We start from the raw sequence: 21,362 nt of genomic DNA, 5'->3' as shown, positions 1-21,362 counted from the left end.
CTTTTCCTACCCTCCACGATGACTTCTCCCTACCGCAAGCCGCTGCCCGGCACCGACCTCCAGTACTACGACGCGCGCGCCGCCGTCGATGCCATCCGGCCCGGCGCCTGGGATGGCCTGCCCTACACCGCGCGCGTGCATGCCGAGAACCTGGTGCGCCGCGCCGACCCGGCGCAGCTCGAGGGCTACCTGCTGCAGCTGATCGAGCGCCGCCGCGACCTGGACTTTCCGTGGTTTCCGGTGCGCGTGGTGTGCCACGACATCCTGGGCCAGACCGCGCTGGTGGACCTCGCCGGCCTGCGCGACGCGATTGCCAAGGAAGGCGGCGATCCGGCCGCGGTCAATCCCGTGGTGCCGGTGCAGCTCATCGTCGACCATTCGCTGGCGGTGGAGTGCGGCGGGTTCGACCCCGATGCCTTCGCCAAGAACCGCGCCATCGAGGATCGTCGCAACGAAGACCGCTTCCACTTCATCGAGTGGACCAAGAAGGCCTTCGCCAACGTGGATGTGATCCCCGCGGGCAACGGCATCATGCACCAGATCAACCTGGAGAAGATGTCGCCCGTGGTCTATGTGCAGCAGGACGGGGAGGGCCGCGTCGCCTTCCCCGACACCTGCGTGGGCACCGACAGCCACACCCCCCATGTCGATGCGCTGGGCGTGATCGCGGTGGGCGTGGGCGGGCTGGAAGCCGAGAACGTGATGCTCGGCCGCGCCTCGTGGATGCGCCTGCCCGACATCGTGGGCGTGCGGCTCAGCGGCCGGCGCCAAGACGGCATCACCGCCACCGACATGGCGCTCGCGCTGACCGAATTCCTGCGCCAGGAAAAGGTGGTGGGCGCCTATGTCGAGTTCTTCGGCGAGGGCGCCGACAGCCTGTCGATCGGCGACCGGGCGACCATCTCCAACATGTGCCCCGAATACGGCGCCACCGCCGCGCTGTTCTACATCGACCAGCAGACCATCGCCTACCTCAGGCTCACCGACCGCAGCCCCGAGCAGGTCGCGCTGGTCGAGAGCTACGCCAAGGCGGCGGGCTTCTGGGGCAGCGCGCTGCAAACCGCCGAATACGAGCGCGTGCTGAGCTTCGATCTGTCCAGCGTGGTGCGCAACATGGCCGGCCCCTCGAACCCGCACCGCCGCCTGCCGGTATCCGCGCTGCAAGAGCGCGGCATCGCCGACCCGGCCAAGCTGGCCGCGGGCAGGGCAGAAGAAGCCCGGGGCCTGATGCCCGACGGCGCCGTCATCATCGCCGCCATCACCAGCTGCACCAACACCAGCAACCCGCGCAACGTGATCGCCGCCGCGCTGCTGGCGCGCAATGCCAACCGCCTGGGCCTCACGCGCAAGCCCTGGGTCAAGACCTCGCTGGCCCCTGGCTCCAAGGCGGTGGAGCTGTACCTGCAGGAGGCCGGGCTGCTGCACGAGCTGGAACAGCTCGGCTTCGGCATCGTGGCCTTCGCCTGCACCACCTGCAACGGCATGAGCGGCGCGCTGGAGCCCAGGATCCAGCAGGAAATCATCGACCGCGACCTCTACGCCACCGCGGTGCTCTCGGGCAACCGCAACTTCGACGGCCGCATCCATCCCTACGCCAAGCAGGCCTTCCTCGCCTCGCCGCCGCTGGTGGTGGCCTATGCCATCGCCGGCACGGTGCGCTTCGACATCGAGCAGGACGTGCTCGCGGTGGTCGATGGCCGGGAGATCCGCCTGCGGGACCTCTGGCCCAGCGATGCGGAGATCGACGCCATCGTCGCCCAGGCGGTCAAGCCGGAGCAGTTCCGCAAGGTCTACGAACCCATGTTCGCGATTCGCCACGACGATGGCGAAAAAGCCCTGCCGCAGTACGACTGGCGCCCCATGTCCACCTACATCCGCCGCCCGCCGTACTGGGACACCGAGGGCGTGGGCGCGCTGGCGGCCTTCCCGCGCACGCTCAAGGGCATGCGGCCGCTGGCCATCCTGCCCGACAACATCACCACCGACCATCTCTCGCCGTCCAACGCCATCCTGGCGAGCAGTGCGGCCGGCGAGTACCTGGCGAAGATGGGCCTGCCCGAGGAGGACTTCAACTCCTACGCCACGCACCGCGGCGACCACCTCACCGCGATGCGCGCCACGTTTGCCAACCCGCAGCTGGTCAACGAAATGGCGATGGTCGATGGCGCCGTCAGGAAAGGCTCGCTCGCCCGCATCGAGCCCGAAGGCCAGGTGGTGCGCATGTGGGAGGCGATCGAGACCTACCTCAACCGCCGCCAGCCGCTGATCATCATTGCCGGCGCCGACTACGGCCAGGGCTCCAGCCGCGACTGGGCCGCCAAGGGCGTGCGCCTGGCGGGCGTGGAGACCGTGGTGGCCGAGGGCTTCGAGCGCATCCACCGCACCAACCTCATCGGCATGGGCGTGCTGCCGCTGGAATTCCAGCCGGGCACCACCCGCCTCACGCTGCAGCTCGATGGCACCGAGACCTACGAGGTGGAGGGCGAGCTGCAGCCGCGCGCCACCCTCACTTTGGTCGTGCAGCGCCAGAGTGGCGAGGCCGTGCGCGTGCCAGTCACCTGCCGCCTCGACACCGCCGAGGAAGTCTCGGTCTACGAAGCCGGCGGCGTGCTGCAGCGCTTCGCCCAGGATTTTCTCGCGAGCAACCAAGGAGCCTGAATGGCCTTCGCACCGCAAATCAAGATTCCCGCCACCTATATGCGCGGCGGCACCAGCAAGGGCGTGTTCTTCAGGCTGCAGGACCTGCCCGAGGCCGCGCAGCAGCCCGGCGCGGTGCGCGATGCGATCCTGCTACGCACGCTGGGCAGCCCCGATCCGTACGGCAAGCAGATCGACGGCCTGGGCAACGCCTCGTCCAGCACCAGCAAGGCGGTGATCCTGGCCCGCAGCACGCGGCCCGGGCACGACGTGGACTACCTGTTCGGCCAGGTCTCGATCGACCAGCCCTTTGTGGACTGGAGCGGCAACTGCGGCAACCTGTCGGCCGCCGTCGGCCCCTGCGCCATCCACATGGGGCTGATCGACGCGGCGCGCATTCCTGCGAACGGCCATTGCACCATCCGCATCTGGCAGGCCAATATCGGCAAGACCATCGTCGCGCACGTGCCCATCACCGAGGGCCAAGTGCAGGAGACGGGCGACTTCGAGCTGGACGGCGTGACCTTCCCCGCCGCCGAGGTGCCGCTGGAGTTTCTCGATCCCGCCGACGAGGGAGAGGACGGCGGGGCGATGTTTCCGACCGGCAGGCTGGTCGATGAGCTGCAGGTGCCGGGTGTCGGCACCTTCCAGGCCACGCTGATCAACGCGGGCATTCCCACCATCTTCCTGAACGCCAAGGACATCGGCTACACCGGCACCGAGCTGCAAGGCGACATCAACGAGGACCAGGCCGCGCTTGCGCGCTTCGAGACCATCCGCGCCTGGGGCGCCGTGAAGATGGGCCTCATCAAGGACGTGGCCGAGGCCGCGACGCGCCAGCACACGCCCAAGGTCGCCTTCGTGGCGCCGCCGGCGGACTACCTCTCGTCCAGCGGCAAGGCGGTGAAGGCGGCCGACGTGGACCTGCTGGTGCGCGCCCTCTCGATGGGCAAGCTGCACCACGCCATGATGGGCACGGCGGCCGTGGCCATCGGCACGGCGGCGGCGGTGCCGGGCACGCTGGTCAACCTGGCGGCGGGCGGCGGCGAGCGCGGTGCGGTGCGCTTCGGCCACCCCTCGGGCACGCTGCGCGTGGGCGCCGAGGCCAAACAGGTGGACGGCCAGTGGCAGGTCACCAAGGCGCTGATGAGCCGCAGCGCGCGCATCCTGATGGAAGGCTGGGTGCGTGTGCCGGGCGAGGTGCTGCTGGGATGACAATGGCTCTTTTGCCCTGCAAGGAGACCGTATGAACACCGCCCGCCGCACCCTGATCGCATTCGCCGCGCTGGCCGCCGCCTGCGCCGCCGCGCCCCTGCGCGCGCAGGACGCCTGGCCGAGCAAGCCCGTCAAGCTCATCGTGCCCTATGCCGCCGGCGGCTTCGCCGACACCCGCGCCCGCAAGATCGCCGATGCGCTGGGCAAGGCCCTGGGCCAGCCGGTGATCGTGGACAACCGCGGCGGTGCCGGCGGCGTCACCGGCACCGACGCGATCGCCAAGGCCGGCGACGGCCATACCTTCGGCTTCGGCTCGCCGGGCCCGCTGGTCACCAATCCCATGCTGATGAAGAAGATGCCCTACGACGCCGAGAAGGCGTTCAAGCCCATCATCCTCATCGAGCAGGCGCCGCTGTTCCTCACCATCGCGCCGAACCAGAACTTCAAGACCGTCCGGGAGCTGGTGGACTATGCCCGCGCCAACCCCGGCAAGCTCAGCTATGGCTCCTCGGGCGTGGGCGGCGCGCACCACCTGTCGGGCGAGCTGCTGGCTTTCCAGACCAAGACCGAGATGACGCACGTGCCCTATAAGGGCGGTGCGCCGGCCGCGGCCGACCTGATGGGCGGGCACCTGGCCTTCATGTTCGAGATGGGCTACTCGGCGCTGCCGTCCATACAGGCCGGCAAGATCAAGGCGCTGGCCGTCTCCAGCCGGCAGCGCGTGAAAGTGCTGCCCGAGGTGCCCACGCTGGACGAGGCCGGCATCCAGGGCTTCGAGTCGTATAACTGGCTGGGCATGATCGCGCCGGCCGATACCCCCGATGCGGTGGTTGCCAGGCTCAACCAGGCGGTGAACGAGGCGCTCAGGCAGCCCGGCATCCGCCAGATGATCGAAGGCAGCGGCGGCATCGTCGTCGGCGGCACGCCCGCGGCCTACGGCCAGTTCATCGCGCAGGAGCGCGCCAAGTGGGGGCCGGTGATCAAGAACGCCCATATCACTCTCGATTGATGGAATCCTTGCCATGAATACCAAACAGCAACTCAGAAAACTGGTCGAGGCCCGCCGTGGCGTGCTCGTGCCCGGCGCGTTTAATGCGCTGTCCGCCAAGGTCATCGAAGACCTGGGCTTCGAAGCCATCTACGTGACCGGCGCCGGCGTGACCAACATGTGGTTCGGCATGCCCGACCAGGGCTTCATGGGCCTGGCCGAGATCGCCGACCACACGGCCCGCATCCGCGACACGGTGAATGTGCCGCTGCTGGTCGACGCCGACACCGGCTTCGGCAATGCACTCAACGTCTACCACACGGTGCGCGTGCTGGAGCGCGCCGGCGCCGACTGCATCCAGCTCGAGGACCAGGTCGCGCCCAAGCGCTGCGGCCACTTCTCGGGCAAGGAAGTCATCTCGGCCGACGAGGCGGTGAGCAAGATCAAGGCCGCGGTCGATGCGCGGCGCGACAGCGACTTCCTGGTGATGGCCCGCACCGACGCGGCCGCCACCCATGGCTTCGAGGCCGCGGTGGAGCGCGCCCAGAAATTCGCCGAAGCGGGCGCCGACATCCTCTTCGTCGAGGCGGTGACCAAGGAGGAGGAGGTGCGTGCGCTGCCCCGGCTGCTGCCCCAGCCGCAGCTGATGAACATGGTGATCGGCGGCAAGACGCCGATCTTCAATGCCGACCAGCTGGGCGAGCTGGGCTACGGCATCGTGCTCTACGCCAATGCCGCGCTGCAGGGCGCGGTGGCCGGCATGCAAAAGGCGCTGACCGTGCTGCGCGATACCAAGGAGGTGCAGGAGGCCAGCGGCCTGGTGGCGCCGTTTGCCGAGCGCCAGCGCCTGGTGGGCAAGCCCGCCTGGGATGCACTGGAGAAGCGCTACACCTGACTACCTCGTGCGGACTGCAGTTTTTCGGTGGAGTACGCTTCCATGCGCTGCAAATGCAACGCAAATCGCCCATGAAAACTGCATCCTTCCCTTCTCTTCGGGTTCATCCGCAATTGCGCCCGGACACCGAGAGCGTGCTGCACGACGGAGAAAGCCTGTCGGAGTTCGTTGAAAATGCAGTGCGCGAACAGGTGGCGCTGCGCAAGGCACAGGCCGACTTCATTGCGCGCGGCCTCGCCTCGCGCGACCAGGCGCGCCAACGCGGCCATTACATTGCTGTGGCAGACGTGCTGGGCAAGCTGCAGGCACGGCTGCATACGGTCCGCGACCAGGCCCGGGCCCGTGGCGGCAAGGCATGATCCTGCACACGGTTCGTTTTACCGAAGAAGCCGAAGCCGATCTGCTGCGCCTGTACGACTACCTCGTGGAGCAGCCATCCGATGGGGACACTTCCGTGGCCGAGCGTGCGCTGGATGGCATAGCGCAGGGCATCCAGCTGCTGGAGCGCTTTCCCTACACCTGCCGCAAGGCCGGGCCCGGCAATCCCTACCTGCGCGAAGCCGTCGCCACGGGCCATGTGGCGCTGTTTGAGATCGAGCCCGGCCACATCGTCACGGTGCTGGCGGTGCGCCACCAGCGGGAAGCGGATTTCCACTGAAGCGGCTGCCCGCGTGTACCCATTGCATTACGGCTCGACGGTGTCCGCTTGGCGATGCCTCATGCACAATCGACGGGCCGGCGGCCTGCGGTCGGGCCGGGCATACCGAGGAGACACCCATGCGTCCTGCGTCTTTCACCCTGGCGCGCCGCGCGCTGCTGCTGGCCGCCGCGGCGCTCGTCGCCGGCTGCGCGGGGCCGTCCAAGGCGCCGCCAACGGAGCAGCCCATACGCCTGGTGACCTCGGGCGGTTTTGCCGAGGCGCACCAGCGCCTGTTCCCGCTGTTCGAGCAGCAGACCGGCGCCAAGGTCGAGTCGGCCTACGGCTCGTCGATGGGCGCGTCCACCACCTCGATCCCGCACCGGCTGGAGCGCGGCGAGGCCATAGACGTGGTGGTGCTGGAGCGCGGCGCGCTCGACCAGCTCGTGGCCCAGGGCCAGGTGCTGCGCGGCAGCGAGGTGGACCTGGTGCGCTCGTCCATCGGCCTGGCGGTGCGCGCGGGCGCGCCCGTGCCCGACATCGGCACCGAGGCCAAGTTCAGGCAGGTGCTGCTCGCGGCGCCGTCGATCGCCTATTCGGCCAGCGCCAGCGGCACTTTCTATGAAACGAAGATGCTCAAGCAGCTTGGCATCGAGGCCCAGGTGCTGCCCAAGAGCAAAAAGGTAGTGGGCGACCGCGTGGGCACCATCGTGGCGCGCGGCGATGCGGCGCTGGGTCTGCAGCAGGTGAGCGAGCTGCTGCCGATCCCTGGCATCAGCTTCGTGGGGCGCCTGCCCGATTCGGTGCAGAGCTACGCGGTGTTCTCGGCCGGCATCGCCGCCAAGGCGCGGAACCCCGAGGGTGCCCGCGCGCTGCTGCGTTTCTACCAGTCGGCCGTGGCCAGGCCGGTGATAGAGAAGACGGGGCTGGAGGTGATTGCGCCCAAGCCCTGAGGCCTGGGCTCGGCCTTAGAACCTGTTCACGATCTCTACGCAGCCGCGTTGCAGACGCAATCGGGATGAGTGCGAGTCGATGTGGCGCAGCATGCACTGGTGTGCATGCAAGACGCAGCGCGAAGCAATCGCCCGATTGCGTCCCAACCCTTAGGGCCAGTGTATTTGCGGGCGGTCTGCGGCGTTGCCTCGCCGGCCGCGCGAATCCTCGCAATAGCTGGGCTATTGCTGCGGTATCGCGCCTTGCATCCCATCCCCTAGCCGGGCGCCCGCAAATGCACTGGCGCGGCATCGTAGAGATCGTGAACAGGTTCTTAGAACAGCTTGACCAGCGCCGGCACGCTCAGTACCGCCGTGTAGTAGCCCATGAACTGCACGCCGGTGTTGAAGCCGAAAAAGCGCGACAGCAGGCCGCCGAGCAGGCCCATGGTCAGGATCACCAGCAGGCCGAGCAGGCCGCCTTCCCAGACGCTGATCACGATGATCAGGCCGACGAAGGTGGCGATGATGGCCTCGTGGCTGACCTTGCGCGAGACGAACAGCGCGGCGCGGCGCGCGAAGTTCATCGCGAAGGGGTAGGACACGGCCGCCGCCAGCAGCACGGCCAGCATGCCATAGCCCAGGAACTCCCAGTGGCTCAACAGGTTGTGCAGGTTGTGCGTCTGGCCGGTCGCGGCATCGACCGTGAAGCGCGGCGGCGCATTGAACAGCGGCGCGGCCGGGCCCGCGGCCACGGGGCTCAGCGGCAGGCCGAAGGCGATCAGCGGGATCAGCGCCTCGGCGATGTAGGTGGCCTCGGTCACGCCGTTGCGCGCGCTCAGCACCGTGGTCAGGCGGTGGTAGGCATGCTTGATGCGCGAGCCCACCAGCTCGCCCAGCACCACGGTCATGGCCACGGGGCTGAACACGAAGGTGGCGCTGGAGATGGCGGCGGTGGCCAGCGTCCAGCGGGCCTGGGTGCGGTCCAGCACCTTCAGCGGATTGGGAAAGTAGCCCGACCAGCCCTTGACGTCGGGCGCCAGGTTGAACTGGCGGCCCCGCTCGCGCGCCATGCGGGCGCGGCCGGCCGGCGCCAGCACCGAGAACAGGTCGGCGATCAGCGGCCCGATGGCGATGCCAAGGAAGTAGCTGATGCTGAGCTTGGTGTCGTACTTGGCCGTCAGCGCCTGCAGCGCCAGGATGACGACCACGAACGGCACCAGCAGCGCCACGGCGGCCCAGCGGCCCTTGGAGAAGTAGGCGATCAGCAGCGCCGCAGCCAGGAAGATCCACGGCGCCGTCCTGGTGATGGCCGTGCCGAACGGCGCCAGCATCACCGCGAACAGCACCGCCAGCGGCACGGCCACGAAGGCCGCCACGATGGCGCCCGAGATCATCTTGCGCAGCGCGATGTGCGGCACGCCGAGCTTGCGCAGCAGGTCGGCGTCCTGCAGCAGCGGCGTGGCCAGCGTGTCGCCGGGGATGCCGAGCAGCGCGGTGGGGATGGCATGCGTCATGTGCTTGGCCACCGCGCCGGCCAGGAAGAAGGTGAACACGCCCGCGGGCGGCACGCCCAGCAGCACGACCAGAAGCGTCAGCGGCGCGAGCGTGGTGGTTTCATCGGTGCCTGAGAACGTGCTTACGATCTTTGCGGCGCCGCGCCAGGGTCTTTGCGGGATGGGATGCAAGGCGCGATACCGCAGCAATAGCTCGGCTATTGCGAGGATTCGCAACGCCGCAGACCGCCCGCAAAGGCCCTGGCCCTATGGGTTGGGGCGCAATCGGGCGATTGCTTCGCGCTGCGGCTTGCGTGCACACGAGTGCACGCTGCGCCACATCGACTCGCACTCATCCCGATTGCGCATTCAACGCGGTGCCGCAAAGATCGTAAACACGTTCTGAACCAGGCCGATGGCGGCGAAGACCACGGCGCCGATCAGGCCCATGCCCGCGGCAACGCCGATCTGTTCGATCAAGATGGGGTCCATTCGAATGCGCTCCAGAGGGGGTTAGCGGCCGTCGCGGCCGGCGGCGCCGGGGCTGGCGAACAGGTCATAGAGCCGCAGCTCGCGCAACTCCTGCACCACGGCGGGCGGCAGGTCGGCCACTGAGCCCAGGCCGCCGGGCTGCTGCTCCAGCTCGCTCAGTACCTCGGCGCGCCAGGCGGGGTCGGTCGATACGTCCATCTCCGTCACCTCGCGCTTCGGCGGGAAGGCGCGCGCGCAGACCAGGCCGGCGATCAGGCAGCCGGCGAGGCCCGCGAGCATGGCGTAGGCATGGGCGAGCTGCGGCGATTCGACCACCGAGCGCAGCCAGCGGCTGGCCAGGTAAAAGCCCAGCACGCTGATGCCTATGCCGGTGGCGATGGACCAGGCCAGGTGGCGCAGGTCGACGGTGTCGCCCCAGACTTCGGCCAACTGGGCCGGCGTGGGTGGCTGTGCGGGTGCCATGGCAGGGTCTCCTTGATGGGGTATATGGATAGGGGAAAAAGAAAAAGCGCCGCCGGCCGCGCCCGGCGGGGGCGCGGCCGGCACGGTGGTGTGCGGTAGGGGCGGGGGCGCTCAGGCCTGGCCGCGCAGCTCGCGCAGCACTTCGAGCGCACGGTCGGTGCGCACGTCGTGCTCGGCGGCGAGCCGCTTGGCGACCAGCTCCACCTCTTCGCCCACCGCGCCCGCCACCAGGGCGATGTTGCGGGCATGCAGGGCCATGTGGCCGCGCTGTATGCCTTCGGTGGCCAGCGCGCGCAGCGCGCCCAGGTTCTGCGCCAGGCCCACGGCGGCGGCGATCTCGCCCAGCTCCTGGGCCGACTTCACGTCCATGATCTTCAGCGCCAGGCGCGCCAGCGGGTGCGTCTTGGTGGCGCCGCCCACCAGGCCCACGGGCATGGGCAGCTCGATGGTGCCCACCAGGGCGCCGCTGCGGTCCTTCTCCCAATGGGTCAGCGAGGTGTAGCGGCCGCCCCGGCTGGCGTAGGCATGGGCGCCGGCCTCCACCGCGCGCCAGTCGTTGCCGGTGGCGACGATGACCGGGTCGATGCCGTTCATGATGCCCTTGTTGTGGGTGGCGGCGCGGTAGGGGTCGATGGCGGCGAAGGTGTAGGCGTCGAGCACGCCCTCGATGATCTCCTCGCCGCTGCGCTCGGCGGTGGCCAGGGTCTTGGCCGTCAGGCGCACGCGGGCGCGGGCCAGGCGCAGATCGGCCAGGTTGGACAGGATGCGCAGGCGCACCGAGCCGCCGGTGAGCTTCTCGACCAGCGGCGACACCGATTCGGCCATGGTGTTCACCGTGTTGGCGCCCATGGCGTCGCGCACGTCGACCACCAGGTGCATCACCAGCATGGGGCCGCGCGGCGAGTCGGGGAAGACATGGACTTCGATGTCCTTGCAGCCGCCGCCCAGGCCGATCAGCACCTTGTCGCGGCTGTTGGCCAGCGCCAGGATCTCGTCGCGGGCCTGGAACAGCGTCAGCCGGGCGCCGTAGGGGTCGCTCAGGCCAATCACCTGGACTTGTGCGCGCATTAGCGGCAGGGTGCTCGAAGTCTGGAAGCCCCCGTCCTCGCGCGCCAGCTTGGCCATGTACGAGGCGGCAGCGATGATCGAGGGCTCCTCTACCGCCAGCGGCACCAGCACGTCGCGGCCATTGACGCGGAAGTTGCCGGCCACGCCCAGGGGCAGCTCGAAGGTACCGATCACGTTCTCGATCATGCCGTCGGCCAGGGCCACGGGCAGGGCGCCGGGCTGCACGAGCAGGGCGCGCTCCTCAGGCGAGAGGCCACAGGCATCGGCCACGAAGTCCCAGCGCTGGGACGGGTTGAGGGCGCGGAATTGGGGAAGGCGGGAATCGGCGGCCATGGAAACTCCTGGGTAAAGTGGGATGCTTGGCCGCGAATGTACCTAAACTGTACCGTTGAATACAGGTACAGTTTGGGGGGACAGCGGTATTGCAATGCAGCATTCGCATGCAGCGGCCGCACAGGAGACGGACATGGCAGGCAGCAGCAGGCGCCGGGCGCCGATTGCCCAGAAACTGGCGGACCTGATCGGCCGGCAGATCGCCGATGGGGCCTACCGCCCGGGGGACAAGCTGCCCTCGCTGCGCGAGCTGGCGCAATTGCACAGCTACGCGAAGAACACGGTGGTCGCGGCCTTCGACCTGCTGGTCTCGCGCGGGCTGGTGGAGTCGCGCCGCGGCTCGGGCTTTTACGTGGCGCACCAGGCCGCCAACCAGGATGCCAGCGCCCCCCGGGCCGCCGATGACGAGGCTGGCCAGCTGCATCGCGCAATGGATGTGGTCTGGCTCATGCGCGAGCAGCTCAAGACCCAGCCCGACGCGGTCGCGGTGGGCGACGGCTTTCCGCCGCTGGACTGGCTGGCCGACATGCGCATGGACCGCTACCACCAGAAGGTGGTGCGCACCGGGCTCGGCTCACTGTTTCGCTACGGCAGCCGCTTCGGCTATGCGCCGCTGCGCGACAGCCTGGTGCGCAAGCTCGGCGTCTTCGGGCTGGGCGTCACGCCCGCGCAGCTGGTGCTGACGCAAGGCGCCAACGAAGCGCTCGATCTCATCATCCGCTACTTCGTGCCGCCCGGCGCCACGGTGCTGGTCGACGATCCGGGCTACTACCTGCTGTTCGGCAAGCTGCGGCTGGCCGGCGCGCGCGTACTGGGCGTGCCGCGCCTGCCCGACGGCCCCGACACGGCGGTGCTGGAGCAGCTGCTGCTCGCCGAGCGGCCCCGGCTGTTCTTCACCCAGTCGCTGGCGCACAACCCCACCGGCTCGGACATCGGCGCCGCCAAGGCCTACCGCGTGCTGCAGCTGGCCACGCGCCACGACCTGCTGCTGGTGGAGAACGATCCGCTGGCGGACTTCAAGCCCACTTCTTCCATGCGCCTGTCGGTGCTCGACCAGCTGGAGCGCAGCATCTATGTCGGCAGTTTTTCCAAGTCGTTCTCGGCGGCGCTGCGGGTGGGCTTCGTCGCCTGCAATGCCGCGCTGGCCAGCGACCTGGCCGACCTGCGCACGCTGATCCATGTGAGCGGCTCGGAATACTGCGAGCGCATGGTGGACGTGATGCTGCGCGAAGGCCACTACGAGCGCCACCTGGTGCGCCTGCGCCAGCGGCTGGGCAAGGCCACCGGCCAGGCCCTGGCATGGATGGATGCGCATGGCTGCGAGGTGTTCGCGCGCAGCGAGCAGTCGCTGTACCTGTGGGCGGCCTTCCCCGGCGCGGCGGATTCGGTGCAGCTGGCCGAGCGGCTGCTGCCGCACAAGGTGACGATGGCGCCGGGGCGCGTGTTCAGCCTCGACGCGGCGGCCAGCTCGCGCTGGTCGCGCTGCAACGTGGGCGCGATGCTGGATCCGCGCTTCGGTGCGGCGATCGAGGCCAGCGGCGCGCTGGGCCCGGCGGGCGTGCGTCAGTCGATGTGAGCGCCCGAGTCCTGCACCACCTGCTTCCAGTGGGCCAGCTCGCCAGGCAGCGCCGCCCGGAAGCTCTGGGGCGTGGAGGCCACCGGCTCGGCGCCCAGGTTCCTGAGGCGCTCCTGCATGGTGGGGCTGGCCATGACCTTGGCGATGGCATCGTGCAGCTTGTCGACGATGGGCGCAGGCGTGCCCGCGGGGGCGAACAGGCCGTACCATGAGGTGACCGCCATGTCCTTGCCCAGCGGCGGGATCTGCGGCGCCAGCGCGGTGGGCTTGTCCGATGCGACGCCCAGCACGCGCAGCTTGCCGCTGAGCACGAAGGGCATCACGCCCGGAAAGCTGCCGAAGGTCATGGGTACTTGGCCGGCCACCACGTCGGTGGCCGCGGCGGAGGCGCCCTTGTAGGGCACGTGCAGCAACTGCACCGAGCGCTGTTTCTTCAGCATCTCGCCGAGCAGGTGGTTGAGCGTGCCGTTGCCCGCCGATGCGTACTCCACCTTGCCGGGATGGGCCTTGGCATAGGCGACCAGCTCGTCCAGGTTCCTGGCCGCAAAGGCCGGGTTGACCACCAGCAGGTAGGGCGCCACCGCCAGCTGCATGATGGGGGTGAAGTCCTTGATCGGGTCGAACGGCACCCTGGCGTACAGCGCCGGGTTGATGGTGTGGGCGCTTTGCGCCGTGACCAGGAAGGTGTACCCGTCGGGTGTGCTGCGCGCGACCTGGCCGGTGCCGAGGTTGCCGTTGGCGCCCGGCCGGTTTTCCACCACCACAGGCTGGCCCAGCGAATTGCCCAGCCCTTGCGCTACCGCCCGGGCAATCACGTCGTTGGCGCCGCCGGGGTTTTGCGGCACCACGAAGACGATGGGCCTGGCGGGCCAGCTGCCGGCGGCCGGGGTCTGCGCCCCGGCCCTGGCAAACGCCAGCATCAGCGCCAGCGCTGCCCCGGCCTGGCGGCGCGAGATCGCAGGCCGGGCGGGCCTGGGCGTGCAAGCGGGCATGGGGTGGAGGTTCATGGCCGGCCTTTCAGGCAGCCAGCCGTTGCACCGCCGCACGCTCGCGCATGCGGGCCGAGTGCGCGGCCACGCGGGGGAATTCGGCGATGTCCACGCCGTCGCTCTTGAGCCAGCCGGCGATGGTGTAGAGGTAGCCGTCGGCCACGGAGTACTGCTCGCCCATCACCCAGGGCCCGTCGCCGAGGTAGTGGTTCTCGATCACGCCAAAGCATTCGCGCATGTTTTGCGGCACCTTGGCGCGCATCGCGGCCTGGGCGGCCTCGTCGTCGGCCCAGCGCGCGGCGCGCGGGCGGTGGGCATGGGCGATGTGCACGGTGGAGGCCAGGTAGGCGTTGAATTCCTGCAGCTGCGCCAGCGCGAACGGATCATCGAGCGGCGCCAGCCGGGCCTGCGGATAGGTCTGCGCCACATACAGCAGCAGCGCCGGCACCTCGGTCAGCACGCCGCGCGGCGTGACCAGCGCGGGCACCCGGCCCTTGGGATTGACGGCCAGGTAGGCGGGGCTGCGCTGCTCGGCGGCGGCGAAGTCCAGTGTCTTGAGCGCGAACTCGGCGCCGGCCTCGTACAGCGCGATCAGCACGGCCTGCGCGCAGGTGCCGGGCACATAGTAGAGCGTGGTGGACATGCCCAATCTCCTTTTTTGAATGAAATCCGATTCAAAGCCAATAGGGTTTTATGCGTAAAGCTATCAATTTTGATAATCCGTGCATGGCCATGGATTGTGGCACGACTGCGCCGGCGGCGCAGTCGCGGCGGGTACCATAGCCGCTTTGCATTCTGCCGATCGCGCCCATCTTCTGCCCATGGCCAAGGAAAAAACCATCTACACCTGCACCGAATGCGGTGGCACCAGCCCGCGCTGGCTGGGCAAATGCCCGGCCTGTGGCGCCTGGAACACGCTGATCGAGTCGCTTCCCGAGCCCGCGGGCGGCGGCAAGAACCGCCTGAGCCAGGCCAGCTATGCCGGCTATGCGGGCCAGGCGCAGGCGGTGGTGCCGCTGGCGGCCATCGAGGCCAGCGACGTGGCCCGCACGCCCTGCGGCATCGACGAGCTGGACCGCGTGCTCGGCGGCGGCGTGGTCGAGGGCGGCGTGGTGCTGATCGGCGGCGATCCGGGCATCGGCAAGTCCACGCTGCTGCTGCAGGCGGTGGATGCGCTGCAGCGCCAGGGCCTGCCCGCGCTGTACGTGACCGGCGAGGAAAGCGGCTCGCAGGTGGCGCTGCGCTCGCGCCGGCTGGGCATCGAGGGCAGCCAGGTCAATGTGCTGGCCGAGATCCAGCTCGAAAAAATCCTCGCCACCTGCGATGGCACGCAGCCGGCGGTGGTGGTGATCGACTCGATCCAGACCATGTACTCCGACCAGCTCAGCTCCGCGCCCGGCTCGGTGGCCCAGGTGCGCGAATGCGCGGCCCACCTCACGCGCATGGCCAAGAGCACCGGCATCGCGGTGGTGCTGGTGGGCCACGTGACCAAGGAGGGTGCGCTGGCCGGCCCGCGCGTGCTCGAGCACATGGTCGACACGGTGCTGTACTTCGAGGGCGACACGCACAGCAGCTTCCGCCTGGTGCGGGCGATCAAGAACCGCTTTGGCGCGGTCAACGAGATCGGCGTGTTCGCGATGACGGAAAAGGGCCTCAAGGGCGTCTCCAATCCCAGCGCGATCTTTCTGAGCCAGCATGCCGAGCCGGTGCCGGGCAGCTGCGTGCTGGTCACGCTCGAAGGCTCGCGCCCGCTGCTGGTCGAGGTGCAGGCCCTGGTCGATGCCGGCGGCCCCAGCCCGCGCCGCCTGTCGGTGGGGCTGGACCGCGACCGCCTGGCCATGCTGCTGGCCGTGCTGCACCGCCATGCGGGCGTGGCCTGCGCCGACCAGGACGTGTTCGTCAACGCGGTGGGCGGCGTGCGCATCAGCGAGCCGGCGGCCGACCTGGCGGTGATGTTGTCCATCACCAGCAGCCTGCGCGGCAAGGCCCTGCCCAAGGGCTTCATCGCCTTCGGCGAAGTGGGCCTGGCCGGCGAGGTGCGGCCCGCGCCGCGTGGGCAGGAGCGGCTGAAGGAGGCCGCCAAGCTCGGCTTCACCGTGGCCGTGGTGCCCAAGGCCAATGCGCCGAAGAAGCCCATCGAAGGCCTCGCCATCCACGCGGTGGAGCGGGTGGACGAAGCGATGCAGGTGGTGCGCGGTCTGGCATGATGGGCGGGCCGGCGGCATGCGAACATCCGCCGGGTGGAGGTAGTGATGATACGGCCTGCTTTCTTTCGTGCCAGTACCTGGGCTGCGGCTGTGCTGAGCGCATGGCTGGGTAGCTGTGGTGCTGCAACCCCCCAGGCCCCGCAAACCGACGCCCCGGACTGCAGCCGCGAGGCCGCGGCCGCCTGCTTCATGGCCATGCAGCTGCCGGGCGGCGCGGGGCAGCTGCACTACTATGCGTCGCGCCCACCCGGCGCCACCGCGCAGCCCGGGCCGCGCAGCGCGCTCATCGTGATGCACGGCCATTCGCGCGATGCCGGGCACAGCTTCCAGGCCGGCCTGCTGGCGGCCGAGCGCGCGGGCCGGCTGGGGCAGACGGTGGTCATCGCGCCGCTGTTCCAGGTGCCGGCATCGCGGTCCGCGCGCTGCCGGACTCCGGACACCCCGCAGGCGCAGCCCGGCGATGCGCTCTGGAGCTGCGGCAGCTGGCCCGCCGGGCTGGCATCGGCGGGCGAGCATGGCATCAGCGCCATCGCGGCGCTGGATGCGCTGCTGGCCGAGCTCAAGCGCCAATGGCCTGATCTGCAGGAGGCCACGCTGGCCGGGTTTTCCGCCGGCGCGCAGCTGGTTCAGCGCAGCATCGGCTTTGCGGCGCAGCCGCCGGCCGGCCTGCGCCTGCGCTATGTGGTTGCCGACCCCAGCAGCTGGCTGTATTTCGACCCGGTGCGCCCGCAGCCGCTGGTGCAGGGGCAGCCGGCCGACTGGCAGGCATGCAGCGTGGATGCGCAGGGGCAAACGCCGTGCAGCTTTGCCTTTGCCGCGCCCACCGCGAAAGCGGCCTGCCGCGGCTACGACGACTGGAAATACGGCACTGGCGCGCTGCCCGCCATCCTGGGTCGCGGCGCGCAGCAGGCGCGCCAGCGCTATGCTGCAGCGGATGTGGCCTACCTGGAGGGCGCGCTCGACAGCGGCTCGGCGCGGGGCACGGCCTACCGGGTGCTCGACAAATCCTGCGCGGCCATGCTCCAGGGCCCCTACCGCCTGCAACGCGGGCTGGCCTACCTGGCCTACGAGCAGGCAGTGCTGCGCCCGGCGCGGCCGCGCACGCTGGCGGTGGTGCCCGGCTGCGCCCACGATGTGGCCTGCGTGCTGCCGCACGCGGCGGCGCGCGCGGCGGTGTTTCCGCGCTGATTCAGCTTGTGCTCAAGCCACTAGCCGTTGGCCGATGACCGTGCTGGCGAAGGCTTGCCCCAGGTCGGCGATCAGGTCTGCCGGGTCTTCCAGTCCGATATGCAGGCGCACCACGGGCTGGGTTCCGGTCCACGCGCTATGCTCGCGCAGGCGCTCGGGTGCGGCGAGCAGGGCCAGGCTTTCGTAGCCGCCCCAAGAGGCGCCGATGGCGAACCAGCGCAGCGCATCGACGAAAGCCTGGGCGGTGCGCGCATCCACGCCATCGGCGAAGGCGAACGACACCAGGCCGCTGGCGCCGCTGAAGTCGCGCCGCCACAGTGCGTGGCCGGGATCGGAGGCAAGGGCGGGATAGAACACGCGCTGCACCTGCGGCTGCGCCTGCAGCCACTCGGCCACTTGGGTGGCATGGCGCTGGTGCTGCGCCAGCCGCACCGGCAGGGTGCGCAGGCCGCGCAGCGCGAGGTAGGCGTCGTCCGCGCCCACCGTGAGGCCGAGCGCCTCGTAGGCGGTGGCTATCCGGGCTGCCAGCTTGGGCGTGTCGGCCACCACGATGCCTTGCATCAGGTCCGAATGCCCGGCGATGTACTTGGTCGCGGCCTGGATGGAGATGTTGGCTCCGAGCTTGAGCGGCTGGTGGAACCAGCCGCCGCTCCAGGTGTTGTCGGTGGCGACGGGGATGCCGCGTGCATGCGCTGCCGCGGCGAGCGCGGGCAGGTCCAGCACCTCATACAGCAGCGAGCTGGGCGACTCCAGGTAGACGAGCCTGGTGTTGGGCCGGATCTTGGCTGCGAGGTCATCGCGCGACGGCGAAAAATATTCGACGGCAATGCCCAGGCGCTGCAGCAGCGTGGTGTCGACGCGGCGCACCGGCGAATACACGCTGTCGGCCACCAGCGCATGGTCGCCGGGCGAGAGCAGGGCAACGAGCACCAGCGTGATTGCGGCCAGGCCCGAGGGCGCGAGAAAGGCACGGTGCCCGCCTTCGAGGGCGAGCACCGCGTCTTCCAGCGCGCGGTGGGTGTCCAGCCCATGGCGCCCGTATGAGGCCAGGCGCTCGCCGGCGGCACGGCGGTGGTGGTAGTCCTCCAGCGTGGCGCAGCTGTCGAAGCGCACGGTGCTGGTGCGCACCACGGGCACGTTCACCGGGCCGGAGCCGTCGCGCGTTGCGGGCGCGCCCGCATGCAGCAGCCGCGTGGTCGGGGCGGCGCAATGGGATGTGCTCATGCCACGGCCTCGCTGGCGCGGAAGTAGGCGGCGTTGTAGTTCTTGATCTCGCCGGTGTCGGGGTCGATGGCAACGCGCCCGGTCAGCGTCTCCAACGGCTGGCCGTACAGGTGGAAATGCAGGGTTGGCGTGTCGCCCACCACGTGGATGCTGTGGATGTCGTCGGGCAGGAACGCGATGGGCGCACCCGGCTGCACGGTGTGCTCGCGCGCCACGTGGATGGCGGCGCGGCCAGGGTCGCTGCGGTCGTCGGTACGTTCGTAGATGCGGTTGAGCTCCCGGCCCTCCACGGCCACGATCACCGCCCAGGTGGTGTGGTTGTGCGGCGCGGTGCTCTTGCCAGGGTTGATCGAGTTCAGGTACAGCGCCAGGGCGGCATCGCCGTCGTCGGGGTTGAGCCGGTAGCGTGTGGAGGCGCCCACGCCGGCCGTCGCCGCGGGCGGCGGAAAGTCGGCGCGGCTGAACAGCTCCCGGCGCGCGGCCAGCTGCTCCAGCCGCGCGGTGACTGCGGCCAGCGTTTTTCGGCTGGGGCTGTCGGCGCCGATCAGCTGGCGCACGTCGGCCAGCGCGGCATCAACGGCCTGGCGGCGTTCTGCGGTGAGGGATGTGGTCATTGCGAGACTCCTGGTTTCAGGGCGCCACGGATGGCGCATCGTGGATGGAATGGGTCGCCGGGGCCGGCCGCTCGCCCAGCGCGCGCTGCAGGAAGCCGCGTGTGCGTTCGCTGCGCGGCGCACGAAAGATCTGCGCCGCCGCGCCGTGCTCGACGATGCGGCCCGCCTCGGTGAAGTAGACATGGTCGCTCACTTCCTCGGCAAAGCGCATCTCATGGGTGACCAGCACGCAAGCCATGCCTTCGCGCACCAGCTCGCGGATCACCAGCAGTACCTCGCCTACCGTCTCGGGATCGAGCGCCGAGGTCACCTCGTCGAACAGGATCAGCTCCGGCCGCATCGCCAGCGCGCGGGCGATGGCCACCCGCTGCTGCTGGCCGCCCGAGAGCTCGCCGGGGTAGGCCTTTTCCTTGTGCGGCAGGCGCACGCGCTCCAGCAGCGCACGGGCGGTGCGCTCTGCCTCGGCTCGGCTGCGCCCGGCCACATGGGTGGGTGCGATCACCAGGTTCTCCAGCACCGTCAGGTGCGGAAACAGGTTGTACTGCTGGAATACGAAGCCCACGCGCTTGCGCAGTGCGATCAGCTCGGATTCGGTCCTGAGCTGGTCTACCCGGGTGCCGTCCACGTGGATGCTGCCCCGCTGCGGCCGCAGCAGCCCGGTGATGCAGCGCAGGATGGTCGACTTGCCCGAGCCCGAGGGCCCGATGATGGACACCGCCTGGCCCCGGCCGACCTGCACGTCGATGCCCTGGAGCACCTCGTTGGCGCCGAATGACAGGTGGATGCCACGCAGCTCGACCAGCGGCTGCAGCGCGGCTTCGCCCGGGTTGCCGGGGGCGGCGATGGATGAGAAAAAGGCGTCAGTGGCGTTCATGTTTGCGCTCCAGGGCGCGCGTGGCGCGGGCGATCGGGTAGCAATAGGCGAAAAACAGCGCCAGCAATGTGAAGTACACCAGGATGGTGAAATCCGTGCGCGCCACCGTGTTGCTGGCGATCTGCGCGGTGTCCACCACGTCGTGCACGCCTACCAGCGAGGCCAGTGAGGTGCTCATGGTGATGCTGGCGTACAGGTTCATCCACGGCGGCAGCATGCGGCGCAGGCATTGCGGCAGCACGATCAACCGGAATATCTGGCGCCGCCTGAAGGCCAGCGATTGCGCTGCTTCCCACTGCGCGGCGGGAATCGACTGGATCGCGCCGCGAAAGACCTCCGCCACGATGGCGCTGGCGGGCAGCGCCAGGCCCAGTACCACCTTGAGCCAGTCGGGGAAGGGCAGGGTATGCCCGGCCAGCGGCAGCTCGAACGGGAACACATAGGTCGTGAAATAGACCAGCACCAGCACCGGCGCGTTGCGAAACACCTGCACGTAGCTGCGCACCAGGTGGCGCAGCGCCGCCACGGGCGATAGCGCCAGCGCGCCCAGCACCAGGCCCGCGGCGGTGCCTACCGCCATGGCCAGCAGGCTGATGCCGATGTTCACCCCCAGCCCGCGCAGCAGCGCGGGCGACCAGGCCCACAGGTGCGACACGGCCGTGGGCGTATCGCGCCACAGCCAGGCGGCGGCCGGCAAGACGGCCGCTGCGATGCCGATGTGCAGCCAGGGCAGGCGCGCGGCGGCCGGGGTGCTTGCCCCGGGGTTGAGTGCAGCGTCATTGGCCATAGCCGGGCATCCTCCATTGGCGTTCCAGCCAGCGGCCGGCGTGGCTGACTATCCAGGTCAGCAGGCCGAACCACAGCAGGATCAGCAGCAGCAGCTCCAGCACGTTGTCGCGCTGCGACCAGATCATGATTGATTCATAGGTCACGTCGCCCACCGCAATGGCCGAGGCCACGGCGGTCATCTTCACCAGGTCGACCAGGTTGTTGACCAGCGCGGGCAGCGCAAAGCGCGCAGCCAGCGGCAGCTGTACGCGCGCCAGCAGCTGCCGTCGCGAAAAGCCCAGCGAGCGCGCTGCCTCCAGCGTGGTGGCTGGCACCGCCTCCAGGCCTGCGCGCAGCGCCTCGGCATGGAATACGCTCTTGTGCAGCGATACGACCACCACCACCCATACGAAGGGCGTGAGCGGGTTGTTGCCCGCACCCCAGTCGCGCAGCTGCTGCGTGATGAGCATGTTGAGCACCAGGAACGCACAGTACAGCTGCACCAGCGTGGGCGTGTTGCGTGTGAACTCGACGCAGGCGCGGGCCGGCGCGCGCAGCCATGCGCGCTGCGATGTCAGCGCCGCCGCCAGCAGCACGCCAGCGGCGAGGCTGGCCGGAATCGTCCACAGGCACAGCTGCACCGTCACCCACATGCCACGCACGAATGACTGGCGCTCGCCCGCGTCCAGCACGAAGGCATAGTTCAATCCCAGCGGGCGCAATGCGTCCACGGCCTGGGTCAGCACATTCTGGGTCATGGCGCCCAG

The 21,362-nt window shown here is 69.4% G+C and carries 21 protein-coding genes; 10 read left to right on the top strand and 11 right to left on the bottom strand.

Annotation, left to right across the window (positions count from 1 at the left end):
- Positions 1-18 precede the first annotated feature (18 nt).
- From acnD to ACODRX_RS10360, 7 genes are all read left to right on the top strand, one after another.
- Entirely contained in the window at positions 19-2,658 is a 2,640-nt protein-coding gene (gene acnD, locus ACODRX_RS10390; protein WP_488871412.1) for a Fe/S-dependent 2-methylisocitrate dehydratase AcnD, read from the top strand.
- A complete protein-coding gene (gene prpF / locus ACODRX_RS10385; RefSeq protein WP_488871411.1) occupies positions 2,659-3,852 on the top strand; it encodes a 2-methylaconitate cis-trans isomerase PrpF in 1,194 nt (397 codons plus the stop codon).
- Between the two features lie 31 nt (positions 3,853-3,883).
- Positions 3,884-4,861, top strand: a complete 978-nt coding sequence (locus ACODRX_RS10380; protein WP_488871410.1) for a Bug family tripartite tricarboxylate transporter substrate binding protein — start codon at positions 3,884-3,886, stop codon at positions 4,859-4,861.
- 13 nt (positions 4,862-4,874) lie between these two features.
- Positions 4,875-5,735, top strand: coding sequence for an isocitrate lyase/PEP mutase family protein (locus tag ACODRX_RS10375; protein ID WP_488871409.1), 861 nt, complete (start codon positions 4,875-4,877; stop codon positions 5,733-5,735).
- Between the two features lie 71 nt (positions 5,736-5,806).
- Complete coding sequence (locus ACODRX_RS10370; RefSeq protein ID WP_488871408.1) at positions 5,807-6,094, top strand: YlcI/YnfO family protein; 288 nt, start codon at positions 5,807-5,809, stop codon at positions 6,092-6,094.
- Positions 6,091-6,393, top strand: coding sequence for a type II toxin-antitoxin system RelE/ParE family toxin (locus tag ACODRX_RS10365; RefSeq protein WP_488871407.1), 303 nt, complete (start codon positions 6,091-6,093; stop codon positions 6,391-6,393). The genes ACODRX_RS10370 and ACODRX_RS10365 overlap by 4 nt, the downstream gene beginning before the upstream one ends.
- 119 nt (positions 6,394-6,512) lie before the next feature.
- Entirely contained in the window at positions 6,513-7,325 is an 813-nt protein-coding gene (locus ACODRX_RS10360; RefSeq protein ID WP_488871406.1) for a substrate-binding domain-containing protein, read from the top strand.
- A gap of 314 nt (positions 7,326-7,639) precedes the next feature.
- Here the strand turns inward: ACODRX_RS10360 and ACODRX_RS10355 are convergent, their stop codons facing one another.
- The 4 genes from ACODRX_RS10355 to ACODRX_RS10340 form a co-directional block, all read right to left on the bottom strand.
- Positions 7,640-8,992, bottom strand: coding sequence for a tripartite tricarboxylate transporter permease (locus ACODRX_RS10355; RefSeq protein WP_488871405.1), 1,353 nt, complete (start codon positions 8,990-8,992; stop codon positions 7,640-7,642).
- 177 nt (positions 8,993-9,169) lie between these two features.
- Positions 9,170-9,292: a hypothetical protein gene (locus tag ACODRX_RS10350; RefSeq protein WP_488871404.1), complete on the bottom strand. Its 123-nt coding sequence runs from the start codon at positions 9,290-9,292 to the stop codon at positions 9,170-9,172.
- Between the two features lie 21 nt (positions 9,293-9,313).
- Positions 9,314-9,754 carry a hypothetical protein gene (locus ACODRX_RS10345; protein WP_488871403.1) on the bottom strand — a complete coding sequence of 147 codons (441 nt, stop codon included), beginning with the start codon at positions 9,752-9,754 and terminating at the stop codon, positions 9,314-9,316.
- A gap of 111 nt (positions 9,755-9,865) precedes the next feature.
- On the bottom strand, positions 9,866-11,155 hold the full coding sequence (locus ACODRX_RS10340) for a hydroxymethylglutaryl-CoA reductase, degradative (RefSeq protein ID WP_488871402.1): 1,290 nt from the start codon (positions 11,153-11,155) through the stop codon (positions 9,866-9,868).
- A gap of 133 nt (positions 11,156-11,288) precedes the next feature.
- Between ACODRX_RS10340 and ACODRX_RS10335 the strand changes: the two genes are divergently transcribed.
- On the top strand, positions 11,289-12,731 hold the full coding sequence (locus tag ACODRX_RS10335; RefSeq protein ID WP_488871401.1) for an aminotransferase-like domain-containing protein: 1,443 nt from the start codon (positions 11,289-11,291) through the stop codon (positions 12,729-12,731).
- On the opposite strand, the gene ACODRX_RS10330 is transcribed toward ACODRX_RS10335, so the two are convergent.
- Positions 12,719-13,651, bottom strand: coding sequence for a Bug family tripartite tricarboxylate transporter substrate binding protein (locus tag ACODRX_RS10330; RefSeq protein ID WP_488871455.1), 933 nt, complete (start codon positions 13,649-13,651; stop codon positions 12,719-12,721). The genes ACODRX_RS10335 and ACODRX_RS10330 overlap by 13 nt on opposite strands.
- A gap of 97 nt (positions 13,652-13,748) precedes the next feature.
- Entirely contained in the window at positions 13,749-14,369 is a 621-nt protein-coding gene (locus tag ACODRX_RS10325; RefSeq protein WP_488871400.1) for a glutathione S-transferase family protein, read from the bottom strand.
- Between the two features lie 172 nt (positions 14,370-14,541).
- Between ACODRX_RS10325 and radA the strand changes: the two genes are divergently transcribed.
- Positions 14,542-15,927: a DNA repair protein RadA gene (gene radA, locus ACODRX_RS10320; RefSeq protein ID WP_488871399.1), complete on the top strand. Its 1,386-nt coding sequence runs from the start codon at positions 14,542-14,544 to the stop codon at positions 15,925-15,927.
- A gap of 90 nt (positions 15,928-16,017) precedes the next feature.
- Positions 16,018-17,115 carry a hypothetical protein gene (locus ACODRX_RS10315; RefSeq protein ID WP_488871398.1) on the top strand — a complete coding sequence of 366 codons (1,098 nt, stop codon included), beginning with the start codon at positions 16,018-16,020 and terminating at the stop codon, positions 17,113-17,115.
- 12 nt (positions 17,116-17,127) lie between these two features.
- Here the strand turns inward: ACODRX_RS10315 and metC are convergent, their stop codons facing one another.
- The 5 genes from metC to ACODRX_RS10290 are packed head-to-tail and all read right to left on the bottom strand — an operon-like array spanning position 17,128 to position 21,353.
- Entirely contained in the window at positions 17,128-18,339 is a 1,212-nt protein-coding gene (metC, locus tag ACODRX_RS10310; RefSeq protein ID WP_488871397.1) for a cystathionine beta-lyase, read from the bottom strand.
- Positions 18,336-18,953, bottom strand: coding sequence for a cysteine dioxygenase family protein (locus ACODRX_RS10305; RefSeq protein ID WP_488871396.1), 618 nt, complete (start codon positions 18,951-18,953; stop codon positions 18,336-18,338). The genes metC and ACODRX_RS10305 overlap by 4 nt, the downstream gene beginning before the upstream one ends.
- A gap of 16 nt (positions 18,954-18,969) precedes the next feature.
- The gene (locus ACODRX_RS10300; RefSeq protein ID WP_488871395.1) at positions 18,970-19,827 is read right to left on the bottom strand and encodes an amino acid ABC transporter ATP-binding protein; all 858 of its coding nucleotides are present in this window, start codon (positions 19,825-19,827) and stop codon (positions 18,970-18,972) included.
- Positions 19,814-20,614 carry an amino acid ABC transporter permease gene (locus tag ACODRX_RS10295; protein ID WP_488871394.1) on the bottom strand — a complete coding sequence of 267 codons (801 nt, stop codon included), beginning with the start codon at positions 20,612-20,614 and terminating at the stop codon, positions 19,814-19,816. The genes ACODRX_RS10300 and ACODRX_RS10295 overlap by 14 nt, the downstream gene beginning before the upstream one ends.
- Complete coding sequence (locus tag ACODRX_RS10290; protein ID WP_488871393.1) at positions 20,604-21,353, bottom strand: ABC transporter permease subunit; 750 nt, start codon at positions 21,351-21,353, stop codon at positions 20,604-20,606. The genes ACODRX_RS10295 and ACODRX_RS10290 overlap by 11 nt, the downstream gene beginning before the upstream one ends.
- Positions 21,354-21,362 lie beyond the last annotated feature (9 nt).

It is taken from the genome of Comamonas sp. FG99 (assembly GCF_057808605.1).
Note: the sequence above shows the minus strand (reverse complement) of the source record. Positions and strands in the feature narration are given on the sequence as shown.

Excerpts from the sequence above, each read along its gene's own strand:
- ACODRX_RS10375 (WP_488871409.1), top strand. The coding sequence starts at position 4,875 with ATGAATACCAAACAGCAACTCAGAAAACTGGTCGAGGCCCGCCGTGGC.
- ACODRX_RS10365 (WP_488871407.1), top strand. The coding sequence starts at position 6,091 with ATGATCCTGCACACGGTTCGTTTTACCGAAGAAGCCGAAGCCGATCTG.
- ACODRX_RS10380 (WP_488871410.1), top strand. The coding sequence starts at position 3,884 with ATGAACACCGCCCGCCGCACCCTGATCGCATTCGCCGCGCTGGCCGCC.
- radA (WP_488871399.1), top strand. The coding sequence starts at position 14,542 with ATGGCCAAGGAAAAAACCATCTACACCTGCACCGAATGCGGTGGCACC.
- prpF (WP_488871411.1), top strand. The coding sequence starts at position 2,659 with ATGGCCTTCGCACCGCAAATCAAGATTCCCGCCACCTATATGCGCGGC.
- ACODRX_RS10330 (WP_488871455.1), bottom strand. The coding sequence starts at position 13,651 with ATGCTGGCGTTTGCCAGGGCCGGGGCGCAGACCCCGGCCGCCGGCAGC.
- ACODRX_RS10305 (WP_488871396.1), bottom strand. The coding sequence starts at position 18,953 with ATGACCACATCCCTCACCGCAGAACGCCGCCAGGCCGTTGATGCCGCG.
- ACODRX_RS10295 (WP_488871394.1), bottom strand. The coding sequence starts at position 20,614 with ATGGCCAATGACGCTGCACTCAACCCCGGGGCAAGCACCCCGGCCGCC.
- ACODRX_RS10345 (WP_488871403.1), bottom strand. The coding sequence starts at position 9,754 with ATGGCACCCGCACAGCCACCCACGCCGGCCCAGTTGGCCGAAGTCTGG.
- ACODRX_RS10350 (WP_488871404.1), bottom strand. The coding sequence starts at position 9,292 with ATGGACCCCATCTTGATCGAACAGATCGGCGTTGCCGCGGGCATGGGC.
- acnD (WP_488871412.1), top strand. The coding sequence starts at position 19 with ATGACTTCTCCCTACCGCAAGCCGCTGCCCGGCACCGACCTCCAGTAC.
- ACODRX_RS10340 (WP_488871402.1), bottom strand. The coding sequence starts at position 11,155 with ATGGCCGCCGATTCCCGCCTTCCCCAATTCCGCGCCCTCAACCCGTCC.
- ACODRX_RS10360 (WP_488871406.1), top strand. The coding sequence starts at position 6,513 with ATGCGTCCTGCGTCTTTCACCCTGGCGCGCCGCGCGCTGCTGCTGGCC.
- ACODRX_RS10300 (WP_488871395.1), bottom strand. The coding sequence starts at position 19,827 with ATGAACGCCACTGACGCCTTTTTCTCATCCATCGCCGCCCCCGGCAAC.
- ACODRX_RS10335 (WP_488871401.1), top strand. The coding sequence starts at position 11,289 with ATGGCAGGCAGCAGCAGGCGCCGGGCGCCGATTGCCCAGAAACTGGCG.
- ACODRX_RS10370 (WP_488871408.1), top strand. The coding sequence starts at position 5,807 with ATGAAAACTGCATCCTTCCCTTCTCTTCGGGTTCATCCGCAATTGCGC.
- ACODRX_RS10290 (WP_488871393.1), bottom strand. The coding sequence starts at position 21,353 with ATGACCCAGAATGTGCTGACCCAGGCCGTGGACGCATTGCGCCCGCTG.
- metC (WP_488871397.1), bottom strand. The coding sequence starts at position 18,339 with ATGAGCACATCCCATTGCGCCGCCCCGACCACGCGGCTGCTGCATGCG.